Origin of the sequence: Vibrio scophthalmi LMG 19158 (genome assembly GCF_000222585.1) — a bacterium.
Classification (GTDB): Bacteria; Pseudomonadota; Gammaproteobacteria; order Enterobacterales; family Vibrionaceae; genus Vibrio; species Vibrio scophthalmi.
Genome location: NZ_AFWE01000218.1, coordinates 1 through 18,436 on the forward strand (window position 1 = coordinate 1; position 18,436 = coordinate 18,436).

Annotated in this window: 13 protein-coding genes; 9 read left to right on the forward strand and 4 right to left on the reverse strand. The window is 45.0% G+C overall.

The genetic code is table 11. From position 1 onward, the window contains the following. On the reverse strand, positions 1 to 822 hold an 822-nt coding region (gene cra, locus RH88_RS19735), incomplete at its 3' end, for a catabolite repressor/activator (protein WP_005599370.1). 240 nt (positions 823 to 1,062) lie between these two features. On the opposite strand from cra, the gene fruB reads away from it, so the two are divergent. From fruB to RH88_RS19760, 5 genes are all read left to right on the forward strand, one after another. After that, positions 1,063 to 2,205: a fused PTS fructose transporter subunit IIA/HPr protein gene (gene fruB, locus RH88_RS19740; protein WP_005599375.1), complete on the forward strand. Its 1,143-nt coding sequence runs from the start codon at positions 1,063 to 1,065 to the stop codon at positions 2,203 to 2,205. A gap of 4 nt (positions 2,206 to 2,209) precedes the next feature. After that, positions 2,210 to 3,181, forward strand: a complete 972-nt coding sequence (pfkB, locus tag RH88_RS19745) for a 1-phosphofructokinase (protein WP_005599376.1) — start codon at positions 2,210 to 2,212, stop codon at positions 3,179 to 3,181. A 15-nt stretch (positions 3,182 to 3,196) separates the two neighbouring features. Further along, complete coding sequence (gene fruA, locus RH88_RS19750; protein WP_005599377.1) at positions 3,197 to 4,924, forward strand: PTS fructose transporter subunit IIBC; 1,728 nt, start codon at positions 3,197 to 3,199, stop codon at positions 4,922 to 4,924. Between the two features lie 256 nt (positions 4,925 to 5,180). After that, a complete protein-coding gene (gene glgC, locus RH88_RS19755; protein WP_277422387.1) occupies positions 5,181 to 6,494 on the forward strand; it encodes a glucose-1-phosphate adenylyltransferase in 1,314 nt (437 codons plus the stop codon). 397 nt (positions 6,495 to 6,891) lie between these two features. Further along, positions 6,892 to 8,040, forward strand: a complete 1,149-nt coding sequence (locus RH88_RS19760; protein WP_005599380.1) for an iron-containing alcohol dehydrogenase — start codon at positions 6,892 to 6,894, stop codon at positions 8,038 to 8,040. Positions 8,041 to 8,138: 98 nt separating this feature from the next. Here RH88_RS19760 and RH88_RS19765 read toward each other — a convergent pair whose 3' ends face one another. Continuing rightward, positions 8,139 to 8,516, reverse strand: a complete 378-nt coding sequence (locus RH88_RS19765) for a VOC family protein (protein WP_040758045.1) — start codon at positions 8,514 to 8,516, stop codon at positions 8,139 to 8,141. 229 nt (positions 8,517 to 8,745) lie between these two features. Here RH88_RS19765 and RH88_RS19770 point away from each other — a divergent pair, with 229 nt between their 5' ends. After that, positions 8,746 to 9,372 (forward strand): lysoplasmalogenase, encoded by a 627-nt coding sequence (locus RH88_RS19770; RefSeq protein WP_005599382.1) that lies wholly within the window; start codon positions 8,746 to 8,748, stop codon positions 9,370 to 9,372. 65 nt (positions 9,373 to 9,437) lie between these two features. Here the strand turns inward: RH88_RS19770 and torS are convergent, their stop codons facing one another. After that, a complete protein-coding gene (torS, locus tag RH88_RS19775; RefSeq protein WP_005599383.1) occupies positions 9,438 to 12,323 on the reverse strand; it encodes a TMAO reductase system sensor histidine kinase/response regulator TorS in 2,886 nt (961 codons plus the stop codon). Between the two features lie 80 nt (positions 12,324 to 12,403). On the opposite strand from torS, the gene torT reads away from it, so the two are divergent. Continuing rightward, positions 12,404 to 13,405 (forward strand): TMAO reductase system periplasmic protein TorT, encoded by a 1,002-nt coding sequence (torT, locus tag RH88_RS19780; RefSeq protein ID WP_005599384.1) that lies wholly within the window; start codon positions 12,404 to 12,406, stop codon positions 13,403 to 13,405. A gap of 9 nt (positions 13,406 to 13,414) precedes the next feature. Beyond that, positions 13,415 to 13,870, forward strand: a complete 456-nt coding sequence (locus RH88_RS19785; protein WP_005599385.1) for a methylglyoxal synthase — start codon at positions 13,415 to 13,417, stop codon at positions 13,868 to 13,870. 110 nt (positions 13,871 to 13,980) lie between these two features. On the opposite strand, the gene helD is transcribed toward RH88_RS19785, so the two are convergent. Continuing rightward, complete coding sequence (gene helD, locus RH88_RS19790) at positions 13,981 to 16,044, reverse strand: DNA helicase IV (protein ID WP_005599388.1); 2,064 nt, start codon at positions 16,042 to 16,044, stop codon at positions 13,981 to 13,983. A gap of 199 nt (positions 16,045 to 16,243) precedes the next feature. Between helD and yccS the strand changes: the two genes are divergently transcribed. After that, positions 16,244 to 18,424, forward strand: a complete 2,181-nt coding sequence (gene yccS, locus RH88_RS19795) for a YccS family putative transporter (RefSeq protein WP_005599389.1) — start codon at positions 16,244 to 16,246, stop codon at positions 18,422 to 18,424. The last annotated feature ends 12 nt before the right edge of the window (positions 18,425 to 18,436 follow it).

The window sequence follows — 18,436 nt, forward strand, 5'->3', positions numbered from 1 at the left end:
ATCACCAAACGTCGCAAGTTTAATCTGACCAATCAGTTCAGGGTGAACAAGTAATACATCCAAAACGCCTTCCAGCAAGGTATAAGACGTTGTAATAAGCGCTTGGGGCACATTCCCCTCATTTACCCACTGCTGAAATATTACTTGTGCCTGTTCACGATTAAAATGCTCGCCATAACCTAACTGTAATTCTATGCCTTGTTCTTTGGTGACAGAACGAATGCCGAGTTCACGTTCACGGGAAATATTGAGTTCTGGCAACGCACCAATCACTCCAATTTTAGTGACGCCGTCACTAAGTATTGACATAGCTAACTCATGTGCCGCACCAAAGTCTTCACTGATCACACAACAAAAATGCTCATCATCCAGTGGACGGTCAATGGCAACAACCGGTGTCCCCTTGCTCTGTAGTGTCAGGTAGAACTCGCTCGCATCAGTAATACAACTCGCAACAAATAACGCATCGACTTTGCGACTGACTAAAGCATCCACCACGCTCTTTTCTGTTTGTGGGTCATCATCAGAGCACGCTATCAGTATTTGGTAACCCGCTTTGCGCGAATTCTGTTCAAGTAATTTCGCTAATTTTGCATAACTGGTGTTTTCTAGATCTGGGATCACCAAACCAAACGAGCGACTGCTTCCAACTCGAAGTGAGCTTGCTGCAACATCAGGTCGATAATTATGTTGTTCGACTACCGCCATCACTTTTTGCTGTGTCTTCTCGCTGATTCGGTAAGTCTTAGCCTTACCATTGATCACATAACTGGCTGTCGTTTTCGATACGCCGGCCAATTTCGCTATTTCATCCAGTGTCATATTCTAATCTACGTTCTGTGGATTAGATCAAAGTTTATAAACAATGATCTCAACAATGTTTGCATTATACGCTGAATGGATTCAGCATTAAAGCTGAAAGGATTCAGCAAACAACCAATTTGTCGTGTATATCTCAAATATCATGATTATTACCTAGCGGTTTGCTGAATTTTTTTACCTAGTTGCTGAACCGATTCAGCGATATTGTAAGTACAACGAATAACACCCTACGAGGCCTCCATGCTAAAGCTTTCCACACAAGACGTATCACTCAATCAGGAGTTTGCGGACAAGCACGCTGCCATTCATTCTCTCGCTCAGCAACTGGTCGAAAAAGGCTTAGTAGAGCAAGGTTATCACCAAGGTATGGCGGCGCGTGAAGCGCAAAATTCGACCTATCTCGGCAACGGTATTGCTATCCCACACGGTACTGTCGACACTCGTGACTTAGTTAAACAGACTGGTGTCACTATCTCCCATTTTCCTCAAGGCATTGATTGGGGTGACGGCAACCTGGTTTACCTTGCCATCGGCATCGCGGCAAAAAGTGATGAACACTTAGGTATCTTAAAGCAGCTAACCAATGTTTTAGCTGATGACAACGTTGAAACCGCGCTGAAAACTGCCAACAACGCGGAACAAATCATTGCGCTGCTAAACGGTGAAACACAATTTAATATCGACTTTGATGCCAGCCACATCCAGCTTGGTTTTCCGGCCAGCGATATGATTCAGATGGCGGCAGTTTCAGCTGGCTTACTTAAAAACAGTGGCAGCGTTAACAACGAATTTGTCGCTGATGTGGTCGCAAAAGCCCCAACCCACCTTGGTGATGGCGTTTGGCTACTAGGTTCGAACAAAGGTGTTAATCAAACCGGTATGGCATTTGTTTCAACTGCCAATCAGTGCCACTACGAAGGCAAAAACGTCACATCACTGATCACTTTTTCCGCTTGTAATGGCGCGCATCAAGCTCAGCTTAATGTCATTCAGACGTTGATTGCTAACCACACCATTGGAAGTTTAAACGATAAGACCGCTGAAGAGCTGATCACACTATTTAATCCATTGGTCGATATTAGTGCCAACGAAGCTCAAACCGCTGATGGCAATAGTGCGGTTTTCCACATCCGCAACGCTCATGGGTTGCACGCCCGCCCGGGCGCGATGTTAGTTGCAAGTGCTAAAAAATTCGATGCCACTATTACTGTGCGTAACATTGATTCCGACAGCGCGTTTGTTAACGCAAAAAGCTTAATGAAGGTTATCGCGCTTGGTGTTAAACACGGCCACCAGTTGGAATTTGTTGCTCAGGGCGACGATGCAAAACAAGCGTTGGCAGCAATTGGACAAGCGATCGAATCTGGTCTAGGTGAGGCATAACCCGATGAATATCAAAGCTACAAACAAAATCAATAAAGTCGTGACCATTACCCTAAATCCAGCATTGGATCTAACGGGTAGTTTGCAGGCCTTAGTCCAAGGTGGTGTCAGCCTAGTTGAACGAAGTGATTTTCATGCGGCAGGTAAAGGTGTCAATGTCGCACGAGTGTTGAGCGACTTAGGTGCAGACGTCACCGTGACAGGGTTTCTTGGCCAAGATAATCAAGAGCTATTTTGTCAGTTATTTGAAGAGATGGGCGCCACGGATCGATTCATTCGCGTAGAGGGGTCAACAAGGATCAACGTCAAGCTAGTCGAAAGCAATGGCGCCGTTAGCGACATCAATTTTCCCGGCGTAACGGTTAACCAGCACGCGATTGACCTGTTTGAACAAACCCTCGATGAGCTTTGCTGCGACCATGACTTCTTCGTGCTTGCGGGTAGCTTACCCAACGGCGTGACACCAGAAATGTGTGCCAACTGGGTGCGTAAACTCAAAAATAAAGGCAAAAAGGTCCTGTTTGATTCGAGCCGCGCTGCGCTTGAAGCTGGTATCGAAGCTGCACCGTGGCTAATTAAACCCAATGACGAAGAGCTGGCTGATTTTGCCCAACAACCCGTTGCAAGCGAAAAAGACGTGATCGCTATCGCTGAACAACTCAGTACGAAAGGGATCGACAATATCGTCGTTTCACTTGGAGCAAAAGGCGTTATGTGGCTAAACCAAGACCAATGGCTAGCGGCAAAACCACCAAAAATGACGGTCGTTAGCACGGTGGGCGCCGGGGATACCCTTGTCGCCGGACTATGCTGGGGACACATGCAAAAAATGGAAAAACATCAATTACTCACCTTCGCCACAGCACTCTCTGCCCTTGCGGTTTCACAAGTGGGTGTTGGTGTCGCCGAGGTTGCAGAAGTTATCGCATTACAACAACAAGTAGAAATCAATCCAATTTCGTCTGAATTCAAATAACAAAAGGTCGATGTTATGAATCTAACTATTATTACCGCTTGTCCAAGCGGCGTTGCTAACAGCATTATTGCTGCGGGGCTTTTGGAAAAAGCGGCTCAAGCACTAAACTGGACAGCCAATATAGAATGCCAATCGAATGTGATCCCTTACACTGAGATTGGCGAAGCAACCATCGCCGCAAGTGATATTGTGATTATCGCTGCGAACCGTGAAGTTGATGACCGACGTTTTGTGGGTAAAAAAGTGTACCGTGTTGATGTTGAAGAAGTCATTCACAACGCACAACAGGTTTTGAAAGACGCCGACACTCAGGCAGTCTTACTTGAATCTGCTTCCCAATTTAAGCCGGTTTGTACTGATTCTCAGCAGCAAAAACGCATTGTTGCCATTACCGCATGTCCAACAGGCGTAGCACATACCTTTATGGCGGCGGAAGCGTTAGAGAAACAAGCGCAGGTGATGGGCCACCAGATCAAAGTGGAAACCCGTGGCTCTGTGGGCGCGAAAAACCAATTGAGTGCTCAAGAGATCGCTGATGCGGATTTGGTGATTATTGCCGCTGACATTGAAGTCCCTCTAGAGCGCTTTAATGGCAAGAAATTATATAAAACCAGTACGGGACTTGCTCTCAAGAAAACCGAGCAAGAAATCACAACCGCTTTTGCTAACGCGACCCCTTTCACTGCGAGCGCTGGCGCAACAAATTCAGCAACAGACGAAAAGAAAGGTGTCTATAAGCACCTAATGACTGGCGTATCTCATATGCTTCCAGTCGTTGTGGCGGGCGGCCTAATCATCGCCCTATCCTTTGTCTTTGGTATTAATGCATTTGAAAAAGAAGGCACACTGGCTGCCGCACTAATGACCATCGGTGGTGGCTCTGCATTTGCGCTGATGATCCCTGTCTTAGCGGGCTTTATTGCTTTCTCTATTGCAGATCGTCCGGGCCTTGCGCCAGGTTTGGTTGGTGGTATGTTAGCCAGTTCAACTGGTGCTGGCTTCCTAGGCGGTATTGCCGCAGGTTTCATCGCCGGTTACGCGGCTAAATTTATTGCCGACAAACTGCAGTTACCTCAATCGATGCAGGCGCTTAAGCCAATCCTGATTATTCCATTTGTTGCGACCTTATTTACCGGTTTAGTCATGATCTATATTGTCGGTGGCCCTGTTGCTGGCATTATGACTGCGCTGACGGATTTCCTTAACAATATGGGCTCAGACAGTGCGGTAATGCTTGGTATTGTCCTTGGCGCCATGATGTGTTTTGACCTTGGTGGTCCGGTGAACAAAGCGGCTTACGCTTTTGGTGTTGGCTTATTGGCCTCACAAACTTACGCGCCAATGGCAGCAATTATGGCAGCCGGTATGGTTCCAGCTCTCGGTATGGGGCTCGCGACGTTCCTTGCAAAAAGTAAATTTGAGCAAAGTGAACGCGAAGCGGGTAAAGCATCATTCGTTCTTGGTCTGTGTTTTATTTCTGAAGGTGCGATCCCATTTGCTGCAAAAGATCCTATTCGCGTTATCCCATCATGTATGGCGGGCGGCGCGTTAACGGGGGCACTTTCAATGTTGTTCGGAGCAAAACTGATGGCACCACATGGCGGCTTGTTTGTCCTGTTGATCCCAAATGCAGTTTCACCGGTGTTGATGTACTTAGTCGCAATTGCAGCAGGTACGGCAGTAACGGGCTTTACTTATGCATTCCTCAAGAGTCGTGATAAGAAAGTGGCCGTGACCGCTTAGTCGTTTTCATGCTTCACTCCTGAATCCCCCCCTTATGTAAGCGCCTTATTTTTATAAGGCGTTTTTATATACTCGCGACTCAACGCGACTTCCTTTATCTGGTTATTTTTCCAATCCCCAATGGAGTGCAAAGCAACACAACGTTGCACCCTAATGAGACGTAGTTCGCCAACTCAAACAGTAAATATTCAGAAAAACCAATACTTTGCATCATGGCCTATTTCTTGTACTAACCTCAATAAGGTAAGCAACTTATTTGTTTGCAGGCAACGTCAGAAACCGGAGAGTCACCATGCAAGACACATTAACCATCATCCTCGCTGGAGGTGTCGGTTCACGCTTAAGTCCGTTAACCGATGATCGGGCGAAACCCGCCGTTCCCTTTGGCGGAAAATACCGGATTATCGATTTTACATTAAGCAATTGCCTTCATTCAGGGCTACGACGAGTACTGGTGCTCACACAATACAAATCGCATTCGTTGCAGAAACATCTTCGTGATGGCTGGTCATTACTTAATCCAGAATTGGGGGAATTTATTTCTGTTGTTCCCCCACAAATGCGTGGCGGCGGTAAATGGTATGAAGGCACGGCAGATGCGATTTACCACAATCTATGGCTTTTAGAGCGCAGTGATGCCAAGTATGTGGTGGTCCTCTCGGGTGATCATATCTATCGTATGGACTATGCTGCGTTGATTGCCGAACATAAAAAGAATGGCGCAAAACTGACCATCGCTTGTATGGGCGTCAACAAGGAAGAAGCTCATCAATTTGGTGTAGTGAGAACCAGAGCCGACTCGGTTATTACCGAGTTTATTGAAAAACCGAGTGCTCCCCCTACTAACCCCTATGACCCCAATATTGCCGATGTTTCGATGGGTATTTACGTCTTCAATGCCGATGTGTTACGCGAACAACTTGAATTAGATGCCAAAAAAATCGATTCTAGCCATGATTTTGGTAACGACATCATTCCTAAGCTGATTGAAAGCCAACAAGTCTATGCCTATCAGTTTTGTAATCCTTTGGGCCGTGTGGCGATGGATTGTTATTGGCGTGATGTGGGCACGATTGACTCTTTTTTCCAAGCCAATATGGATTTGTTGGAGCCGATTCCACCCATGAATCTCTATCAGTACGATTGGCCAATTCGAACTTATGAAAGGCAATATCCACCAGCTCGCACCGTTTCTTCTGCTACTGGAAATGAAGGCATTTTCATTAACTCGATGATCTCAAATGGCGTCATTAATTCTGGCGGTTCCGTGCAAAACTCGATTGTTTCACCCAACGTACGTATCTTGGATGGCGCGACCGTTGTTGACAGTATTTTATTTGACGATGTCGAAGTTGGCGAAGGTTGCCAACTAGTAAATTGTATTATCGATAAACACGTCAAGATCCCACCAAGAACACAAATTGGCTTAAATCGTATTGATGATGCACGACGCTTTACTATTTCCCCCAACGGCGTCGTGGTTGTCCCAGAAAGCTACCGTTTTGAGGGCAATAATCTTGATAGCAATCAGTATGAGCACGAGCTGGTGAAAAACGGTCATGCCATCTAACTGTCGACGAGCTAAACGACGGGAGTAAGGTATTGACGGTAAAAAAAAACACCCTCTTGACTGAGGGTGTTTGAGAAGATTGACTAGATCTCCTATAGGGGAATTGAGTATCGCTTAAACACTGCCAGTAAAAAACAGCAAATTTGTAAATGATTCTTTCCCCGTTTTTGTTCGTATAATCAACAATGTGCTCAATTAATATGGCTTTACGTATTTTTGCTACGTGAAAGAGGTACGACACAACATTATCAAACAACAACTGATTAAAGCGCTATTCGCTCATTAACGAGATTCAACGATCATTGAGTTGCAATCGAGTTTGACAGTCCCCATTAAGTAATAAATAAATCAATAATATTGGTTCTACAAACCAATCCCTACGAGGTGTGCCATGTCTATGCAATTCACTTATCTAAATCCGACAAAAATATTCTTCGGCCAAGGACAAATTGCCGCTATCGCGAGTTCTATTCCTACTACAACTAAAGTACTTGTGGTTTATGGCGGTGGTTCAATTAAAGCTAACGGTGTGTATCAGCAAGTTGCAGCTGCACTGGAGAATCATCAATGGTGTGAGTTTTCGGGTGTTGAAGCGAATCCAACCAAAGAAACGCTCGATAAAGCGGTGGCGATTGTCAAAGAGCAGGCGATTGAGATGATCCTTGCCGTCGGTGGTGGTTCGGTTATTGATGGCTGTAAGTACATCGCTGCGGCATCTCATTACGATGGCGACGGCTGGGATATTTTAACAGGCCAACATCAAGTAAGTTCAGCAACACTTCTGGGTGCAGTTCTTACCCTGCCGGCAACGGGGTCTGAATCGAATTCTGGAGCGGTTATCACAAAAGCAGCAACGCAAGATAAACTGGCATTTCTTTCCCCTTTTGTTCAACCACAATTCGCGGTTATGGATCCGGATGTAATGAAATCCTTGCCTGAGCGTCAACTTATCAATGGCTTAGTCGACGCATGGGTTCATACTTGCGAGCAGTATCTGACCTACAATCACGGCCATATGGTACAAGATGGCTATGCTGAAGTGTTATTGCGTAATCTTTTAACGCTCGCTAGCCAATATGACCAACGTGATAATGACCAATGGCGAGAAAACCTAATGTGGACGGCAAACCAAGCGCTCAATGGCTTGATTGGTTCCGGCGTACCACACGATTGGGCGACTCATATGATTGGCCATGAATTAACGGCCCTTTGGCATGTTGATCACGCGCGATCTTTAGCGATCGTACAACCCTCTCTATTGCGTAATCAGATTGAACTTAAACGCGGCAAACTTGAACAGATGGGCCGTGAGGTGTTCCGTTTAGACTCCGGTGAGCAGCTTGCTGAGCGCACTATCGACGCGATTGAAGGCTTCTATCACAGCCTTAATGTACCGACTAAACTAACCGAACATAACGGCGATAAAGCAGCAGCAATCAATTTAGTTCTTGAGCAACTTGAAAAGCATGGCATGGTTGCGTTAGGTGAAACACAAGCAATTGATTTGACGCAAAGCCGCGTCATCCTAGAAAACGCGATTGCTTAACTTTCCGCTTTTAGTTCTAGGCTTAGCATGACAAGTGCTAAGCCTAAATCTCGTTATTAACGCCCTTGTCGATCGCGTTTCAAATCAACGAAGAAAGATTATTGGCTAGAATGTAATCCGATAATATTGCCTTCCGTATCGCTTACTAATGAGATCCGCCCATGCTCGCCGATCGACATTTTGGGCTGAATGACCTTACCTCCAGCTGCGACAACTTTCTGTTCTTCGTTTAAACAATCCTCGCAAGAAAAATAAACGATGACGCTATTCCCTCCAGCCGCCATACCCGGCATTCTAACAATTGTGCCCGTCGCACCATAAGATTCCATATCCGAACCAAAAGCCCACATTTCAATATTTGATCCATCCGGTGTTTCAATGCGTTCAAGAACAGCGTTAAAGACATCTTGATAAAATGCTTTCGCTCGTTCAACGTCATCTACATAGATTTCAAACCAACAAACAGGATTAATCATACCCTTGACCTCTGTACATATAGGTCTGATAAGAATAGTGGCTAGCAGACAAAATTGACCACTTTCACATTCAAATTGCTCTTTATGACTACCACATTCAATAAATCCAAACTTTTCCATTAGACGACGGGTAAAAGCTTAATAATTTTCAACATCATATAGAAATTTTGAGTAACAACCGCTAAGGTTACGGGGATCAATACAGATGGTTTATATCTAAAGGAAAAATATGTGGTTTGCTATTGTTTCACTTTGCTTAGTGCATATTTACACGATTAGCCATGGGCCGCGTTGGCTATTCTACCTTAGCAAGCCTCTCCCTGCGGTATTACTTGCGTTGCTGGTGGTTGGCAGTCCAAGTCACAACAACGACTACAATAATCTCATTGCTTTAGGGCTATCTTTGTCGGTATTAGGCGATGCACTTCTGATGTCGCCAAAGGATCATTTTCGCGCTGGTTTGTGGTGTTTTTTAACGGTACAGATCTGCTACGGATTCGCTTTCTCGCTCATTATTCCGAGTTACACGAATCTGTTGTTGCCTATCTTATTAGCGTTTATTGGCGTGGTGATCTTTCTCTTGTTGGCGCCAAATATGAAAAAGGTTCGCTGGCATGTAGGCTGTTATATAGCTGCTATTTTGTTTATGGCTTGGAATGCGATTCAAGCGTGGCAAACCTCTCCAGAACACATCGGTGTGTTAGCGGGTATTGGAGCGATCATTTTTATTATGTCGGATTTGGTTTTAGCCATTGACCGATTTAGAGCAAGTTCCGATTTTTCTCGCCATGTCGTAATGTTCACTTACTACACCGCACAATCGTTAATTGCCCTATCGGCCATTTGGATGATCTAATCTTGTTACTCTTTACTAATCCGTTATTGAACAACTAAAAGTTATCACTATTTTGCTGACTATATTTAGGCGACTATCGCTAATAATGCCAACTTGGACTCTTGTAAAACGTCGACCAGTTTAGTTTTCGAAATTTGGTAGGTCTGCCTCGGGTTGCTGGCACTCTCAATATCGGCACACACTTGGTGGAGAGCCATTAAGCCTAAACTTCCCGCTGAACCTTTCAATTTATGCGCCAACTGCTTCACTTGAACGTTGTCATTCGCCTGTTCTGCATCAGTCAGTAAGGCTAATATCTCATCACTGCCATTGAGGAACAATTCCACAATGTGCTGCATTTTTTCTTTACCAAGCACGTTGAGATCATCAAGGATCACCGCTTCATTAATGACGCTTAGGTGGTTGGTGCAAGGTTGAGGCAAATTAGCCTGATCGAGTAACAAAGTCTTTCCTTCCAGATGATTCTGAATAAGTTCACATAACGCTTCTTTATCTAGCGGCTTCGGTAAGTAACCATCAAAACCTGCCGCAAGATAACTCTCAACTTCTTCGTTATACACATGCGCTGATACGGCAACAAAAGGCGTTAGATCTGCCGCTGGTATTTGGGCATCTTGCTCCATTTGACGAAGCTGTTCCAACAGATCGCGGCCATCACAATCAGGTAGGTTAATATCCAACAAGGCAATATCGAACTTGTCTTCGGCAAACAATAGCTTAGCCTCTTCACCGGTTTCGGCAATCACGACTTGGTGGCCTAAATTTGTCAGGAATCCTTCTGCAACCAGGCAGTTAACTGGATTATCTTCCACCAACAACACCTTGGCACTCAGAACGCATTGATTCTGACTCTCCTTCTTCGCGACTTCTTGCCCCAATTCAAGTGGAACGGTAAACCAGAATCGGCTCCCCTGACCGACCTCGGATTCCACGTTTAGCGTACCGCCCATCGCCTCTACGATACGCTTACTGATCGCTAAACCAAGTCCAGTACCACCTTTAACACCTAACCCACCCGACGCTTGTGTAAAGGCATCAAACAGTGTTTCCATTTCTTGTGGCGAAATACCAATACCCGAATCTGATACTTCGAACATCACCTGATTTTCATCTTCTAATGAAACGTAGATATCAACATGTCCATCATCAGTAAACTTGATGGCGTTACCAACTAGGTTAGTCAGTACTTGGCTAATACGCGTAACATCGCCATACCAAAATGGCGCGATATCACTTTCGATGATGGTGTTCAGTTCAAGGTGTTTCTCTTTCGCTCGGCCGGTTAACAGTTGATGAACATCTTCAACCATATAGTGAAGATTGAAATCAACCGGGCGAATTTCTAAGTGACCCGCTTCAATTTTCGAGTAATCAAGCACATCGTTGAGGATCGCAAGCAAGGTTTTGCCACTGCGGTTAATGATGTCAACATAGTAAGTCTGTTGAGCATTTAGCCCGGCATCTTTAAGTAGACGAGCCGTACCTAACACACCATTCATTGGCGTACGAATTTCATGGCTCATGGTCGCAAGGAATGCAGACTTTGCACGGCTCGCCTGCTCTGCTTCTTGGCGAGCTAATGTATGGTTAACCACTTCAAGGTTAAGACGCTTGTTCGCTTCTTGTAACTGATGTGTACGCTCAGTGACCAACTCCTCTAATTGCCCTTTATGTTCTTCAAGCTCGCGCTTAGCGGTGCGTTCACTCTCCGCCACCACTTTCAGTGCATGTGCGGTATTTCGCGCAGTGATGATCGCTTGTCCCATATGCGCCAATTCATCGTTACCTTTTACCGTAATATCGACCTTCAATTGACCTTGAGCAATCGATAGCAACGCAGAAGAATACTCCGCTAATCGCTTTAATACCGACACGTAAACCACTTTCCATACGATGAGTACCACGATTATCATCCCTAACACGGTTATGATAGTAAGGGTCAATTGGGCAAAATTAAGGGTGGTTTTTAACTCGTCTACCGCTTCCGTTGTCGCTTGGTTGGAATCATCCACCAACTTATTAACGGTCGTATTCAGTGCTGTGAATTGATTGAGCGTATCGAGCATCAACTGATGTGATTCTTGTTCGTTATCGTGACGTTGTAACACAACGTCAAATACGACACCACGCTTATCAAGTTGGGTGAGAAGTTCAGACATTTGTACTGAGCGTGTCGGATCTTCCACTGCCGTTACGCGGCGCTTCATGATTGACAAGTTATTATTGAACTGCTCGCGAATACTGCTTAATCGCTTAGTATCGTTAATCGTGCGAATTTCTTCGATTTGATTTAGCATTTGGAACGCTAATAGGTGCAGTTCATGCAAGCGCTCAGAGAGATCCAAATCAACTTCGACTAGAGCATCGAGTGCTTGGTAGGCTTTCTCTGTTTGCTTTTTTGCCAGCAAATCATAAATGTGCGTGACGTTCGCCACCGCAATAGTGCTGGTATTTGCGACTTGCGTGCGAGTAAGTTGCTCCAATTCTTGGGCAAGAGTACGCATATCTTCCGTGCGTACAATTAAATCGTGCTCAAGAAACAGCTTCTTCTCGACGACGATGCCGAGCTTGCCCAACGTGTTGATGATCTGCTGTACATTCGTTTCAAGAGATTTAAGTAACTGAGAATCAAAAGAATCTGAGCCTAATTGTTTGATATGAGTCAGTAAGGCTTCCAATTGATCAAACAGCTCCTTACCCGATTGTTTACGTTGCGCTTCGGTTCGCGCATTGGTTAGGTTTTGCACCGACGAGATAATGCGTGAGCTAAGCTCTGCTACTTGACGAGCCTCTATCATCGAAGGGATCGCGGAATTAACTACATTTCGTTCGGTTTTCGCCACAAACGAAAAACCAAAAACGCCGATAACGGACGACATAAGAACCAACAGTGCCATCGCCAAAAAAGCAAACAACAACTTACGGCCAATGCTGGCTTTAGCAAGTAACATGGGAATTCATCACTTCTTAACTCTCTCAGAATGCGCTATATTCTGCAGTGTTTACACTATTTAATCCAACGAAAACCGTCATGCCATTTGTTTCTGTGCCCAATAGCTTTATCAAAATTTCACTTCTTCTTTCATGCTTATTGTTTAGCGTTCATTCTGTCGCCAAAGAGCCGTTACGAATTTGTGCCATTTACCCTCACCTCAAAGATTCCTACTGGTTATCTGTTAACTATGGCATGGTGGACGAAGCACGTAAAAACAACGTTCAACTACGAGTACTCGAAGCCGGTGGCTACCCAAACCACGAAAAACAAAAAGAACAGCTTGCGCTGTGTACAAACTGGAATGCCGACGCAATTATTCTAGGTACTGTAGCACCTGATATCTACTTCTCTGATCTGAAAAGCTATGTTGGTAATACCCCCATTTTCGCCACTGTGAATAAACTGATTGTCGATAAAGAGACAGAAAGCCTCCTCAAAGGTGAAGTAGGCGTTGATTGGTACTGGATGGGTTACTACACCGGCGAATACCTCAAGCGTAAACATCCACTAGGCAGTGGCATCACTAATGTCGCCTTGTTACCTGGACCAAAATCAAGCGGTGGAACGAAACCCGTTATTCACGGTCTACTAGCCGCTATTAAAGACAGCGATGTCCGCATCACGGAAACGTATTGGGCTGATAATGATAAAGAGCTACAACGCAATCTAGTGCAAAAGGCGATTGAAGGTGATCAAATCGACTACATCGTGGGTAGCGCTGTGGCAATTGAAGCGGCAATCAGTGAATTGCGTTCTGCAGGAAAAACTGGACAAATCGGTCTCATCTCCACTTACCTTAGTCATGGCGTGTATCGCGGTTTGCTACGAAATCGTGTCGAATTTGCCCCAACCGACAAAATGGTTAAGCAAGGACGTCTCTCGATTCAACAGGCGATTCATTACCTGAATGGGATGCAATATGAAAAAATTGAAGCTCCTATCATAGAAGCTTTGACACCGAATAGTCTCAACCCTAAAGTGATCGCCGAGTCTCTGTCTCCTTCAGAGTATCGCCCTACGTTTTATATCAATAATTAGGAATATTAGATGCAAAAAACAACGCGTACTATGCCAGCACATAAACATGTCGCGCTGGTCGCTCACGATAACTGCAAGCCAGAGCTGTTGCGTTGGGTAAAAGAGAACAAAGAGAAACTTCAACGACACTTTCTTTACGCAACGGGCACAACTGGCCATATGCTAAGTAAAGAAACTGGCCTTGCAATTAAGAGCATGATCAGTGGCCCGATGGGCGGCGACCAACAGTTAGGTGCGTTGATTTCTGAAGGTAAAATTGATGTGATGATTTTCTTCTGGGATCCCCTCAATGCCGTTCCACACGATCCAGATGTAAAAGCCCTTCTACGTATCGCGAGTGTATGGAACATTCCGGTTGCCACGAACCGTGCCACCGCTAAATTTCTCTTTAGCTCAGATCTTATCGAGCAAGAAGTAGACATCGAAATTCCAGATTACGACGCATACATTGCCGAGCGTATTTAATTCTTGCTATCAATGTTTAACGGCAAGTGCTGATTTCAGTCTGAGATAAGAAAAAACCGAAGCATTGGCTTCGGTTTTTTATACAACGTTTAACACTGACTTAATGCAAACTATGCTTGGTTCACTGGATAATCATCGTTAAGTAGCTCTTTGACAAAAGTAGAACCACTGCCTTTATACGCCACCCATACTTTTTTCTTCGCACGGGTTAATGCCACATAAAATAGACGTCGCTCTTCTGCATAAGCGAAATCATCGTTCGATTGCGTTAACGCACCATTGAGGTGAATCGCTTTCACTCGCGCAGGAAACTGGCCTTCATCGACATTGACAATCACTACGTAGTCCGCCTCTTTACCCTTACTACCGTGACAGGTCATGAACTCAATATCGAGTTGATTAAACTGTTTCTGCCAATCGGTAAACAACTCTGGCTTGTGGTAGTGATTGCGGCCTAAAATTAATACCGTTTGCTTTGTCTTCGCTTTACGATCTAATTGATCGAGTACCTTCTCAACATTCGCCATTGGCAACAAGGTAACTGCTTTGCCTTTTTGCTCTTTGTGGCTCTTGAGTTCTTTTTCCAACTGGTTAGGGTTTTGCTGAATAAAGGCATTGGCAACGTTACCCAATTGGTTATTAAAGCGATACGTCGTATCGAGATAGTGTAACGTAGAGTTAGGGAAACGTTCAGCAAAGCCAGTGGTCAAGTCGACATCTGCACCCGCAAACTGGTAGATTGACTGCCAATCATCCCCTACGGCAAATAGCACGCAGTCTTGGTGTTTGCTTTGGTTACACAGTGCTTCCACTAATGCCAATCGCTGCGGCGAAATATCTTGGTATTCATCAATCATGATGTATTTCCAAGGTGAGGTAAATTTACCTTTTTGCACGTAACTGGTTGCACGGCTTATCATGCTGTTAAAATCGATTTCATTTTGTTCTTTCAGCATTTCTAGCCACGCTTGATAACATGGCCACACTAGTGCTAACTCGCTGTTAAGCCGTGTATATTCACGATGTTCAACCAGCTGTTGCTGGATCTGCTTTTTGCTGCATTCCATCGCCGCTAGTTGGCTCAACTGAGTATCTAACCAAGCGATTAATTTCGGGTTTTCTACATGACTGCCTAACTCTTCGTCACCGGCAATATAGGCAATTGGCCATTGCGATAGATGTTTTTGCCAGCGTTTGTAGCTAGTGGGGGTCATCCAATGGCGTTTTAACCAATCAGTACACCAGGCTTGACGTAAATTGTCATTGGTCGCTACTTGAGAAATCGAAACTTGATCCCCTTCCACATGGCGCAAGATCTGCAAACCAAGCTGATGGAATGTGTTCACTTTCACCGGCTCAGAACCTGAACCAATCTTACTGCTTAGTCGCTGGCTCATTTCTTGGGCCGCTTCTCGACCAAACGCAAGCATTAATATTTCTGAGGCTTGCGCTAAATGGCTTTGCAACAAGTAGGCCACACGTGCGGTAAGCACACTGGTTTTACCTGAGCCAGCGCCGGCTAAGACAAGGTTATTGTTATCGTTTAGCAATACCGCTTTTTGCTGCGATAGATTGAGAGGTGACGATTCAATTTGCGAGAATAGTACTTTCCAATTGTCCAGTTCATTGAGCATCCAGTCATGGTTACGCTGTTCAAGCTGTTGCTCGGAATCGGTGATCCATGGGGCTATTTTGCTCATCCGCTTGGGAATACGCAACGCCGCATCTTCTAGCGACATCGACATGGCACTAAAATCTTGATTTACCGTATCAAGCCATTGTGAAACTTGAGCATGAGTGACAAAGCTTTGCGCACGATGAAATACACTGACCTGCTCTTCCCACTGCGGTAAATGTTCCACTAACTGACGACATTGCTCGTTATGCCAATGCTGATAATGATTGATTGCGTAGCGAGCAAATTGGCGGCATTTTTCCCACGGCAAACCTTGCACAAGCCAACTTTGTTGACGTTTATCTTGAGGATGTGCGAAGAACTGCAACCCGCCCCAGATTAACCCACGCTTGAGTTCAACGCGACCGTTCCAGATATTAAAGGGAATGCGCTCTTCACAGCTTTCTGAGCTCAATACGATAAAATCGTTATCGAGGCTAACATGATGATATTCGTTTTGGATGAAGAACTTTGCAGTCTTGTTTGCAGTTAGCTGCATTGTAATAAGCCTATGGATTCTGTTGCTTTTATCATATCGTATCCTTGTTCCGATTTGAAAAAGGAATTGAAAATTCGTTGTCAATAATCGCAACGCTTAATTTATCAACAACTAAACTTATTTCTTTATCTGTATCAGAAGTTTACCATAGAGACTCTGCTATGATTCGCTCTCAGTTACGGTAAAATTTGGAATTACAGTGCATTTTTTGAGTCAACTCCGCCTCTATTGGGCTAATAAGACGTTTAATTACAGTCTGTTAATACTGACCACCCTGCTAGGTGTTGTCATTCCAACTTGGTATTACCAACTTAACTCGTTGGTCATCCCGTTGATCCTTGGGGTGATCGCTGCTGCATTAGCCGAAAGTGAGGATAGCTTTACTGGTCGTCTCAAATCTCTCACGATCACTTTTATTTGCTTCGCTGTTGCCTCCGTTTCGATTGAAGTACTTTTCAAATATCCACCACTGTTCGCCATTGGTCTGTTTGTCTCTACCTTCGGTTTTATTATGCTGGGGGCAATTGGTCCTCGATATGCCAGTATTGCCTTTGGTTCGTTATTGATCGCTATCTATGCCATGTTAGGGGCTCACGAAAGCACCAACCTTTGGTTTCAGCCATTAATGTTACTCAGTGGTGCCGCTTGGTACTATTTGATGTCGATGATTTGGCATGCGTTTTGGCCAACCCAACCGGTACAGCAAAGTCTATCCAAAGTTTTTTATGAGCTAGGCAATTATCTCGATGCGAAAAGTGAACTCTTTCACCCTGTTGCCGACCTTCATCCCCAGCCTTATCGAATTAAAGAGGCAAACCTCAACGCATTGACCGTTACCGCGCTAAATCAATGTAAGGCCACATTACTGAGTCGCTCCAAGCGTGGCCATATCGATGGTGCCAGTGACCGTTTTCTCAATATCTATTTTATCGCCCAAGATATTCACGAACGTGCTAGTTCGAGCCATTATCGCTATCAAGAGCTTGCATCGCATTTTGATCGTTCTGACGTACTCTTTCGTTTTAAACACTTATTGCAAGTTCAGGCCAAAGCATGCCGAGAAATCGCGACGGCAATCCGTTTAGGTAAGGACTTTCAATATACCGACTCCATCTTGGCACTCGATGAATTACAGGCCTCTCTTACCTACTTGCAGCAGCAGAACAAACCCGAATGGCGTTCGTTACTCTCGCAACTCGGTTATCTGTTTAATAACCTAGCCACGGTCGATAGACAGCTGAGCAACGTTAACAACCCAGATGTCAGCCGTTTAGAAGAAGGGGTTCTTGACGATACTGATGCACACACGCCAAAGATCATGTGGCAGCGCATTCGTTCTAATCTCAACAAAGATTCGATGCTGTTTCGTCATGCGATTCGGATGTCGATCGCCTTAACCCTCGGTTATGGCATTATTCAGTTGTTTGATATTGAACGTGGCTACTGGATCTTGCTAACCACCCTATTCGTCTGCCAACCTAACTACAGTGCGACAAAACAAAAATTGGTGGCGCGAGTATTAGGCACTCTGGTGGGGTTACTTGTGGGAGCGCCACTGCTGGCTATATTCCCGTCCCAAGAGAGCCAATTGGTGTTTATCGTCATTTCTGGTGTGGCATTCTTTGCTTTTCGTATCGCCAATTATGGTTATGCGACCGGATTTATTACTCTGTTAGTGTTGTTCTGTTTTAATCAGCTTGGCGAAGGTTATGCTGTCGTGTTACCGCGATTAGCCGATACATTGATTGGCTGCGCGCTTGCCGTTGCGGCCGTCACCTTCATCTTGCCAGATTGGCAATCGAAGCGTTTACATAAAGTGATGGCTGAAGGTATTCGCTCCAATAAGGATTACCTCGCACAGATTATTGGCCAGTATCGTATTGGTAAAAATGATAGCCTCGCCTACCGTATCGCACGTCGTAATGCCCACAACCAAGATGCCAATTTAACGTCAGCGATCAGTGCGATGTTGGTGGAACCGGGTAAATATCTCTCAGCCGTGGATGAAAGTTTCCGTCTGTTAACGCTCAATCATGCCCTACTAAGCTATATTTCGGCCTTAGGCGCTCATCGAACGCGAATCGACAATGATTGTACTCATCAGCTTGTTTTGCAATCGCACCGTGTGATTCACCATCACCTTGAATCTCTCTACTGCCAATTAAACGATCAATCTGCAGAATGTACGACGTCAAATATTGATGATCCTGCGCTGGAAGCTCGCCTTGCAGAATGGCGCGATGAAGATGACAGTTCGGCAAGAATGGTGCTACAGCAGCTCTATTTGATTTATCGCATGCTGCCAGAACTGCACTCACTGGCGAGCAAATTCTCGGTACGAGTTAACCACTCGTCTGAAACAGAGCAAAGCACTCAGTAACAAGTGGTCTAG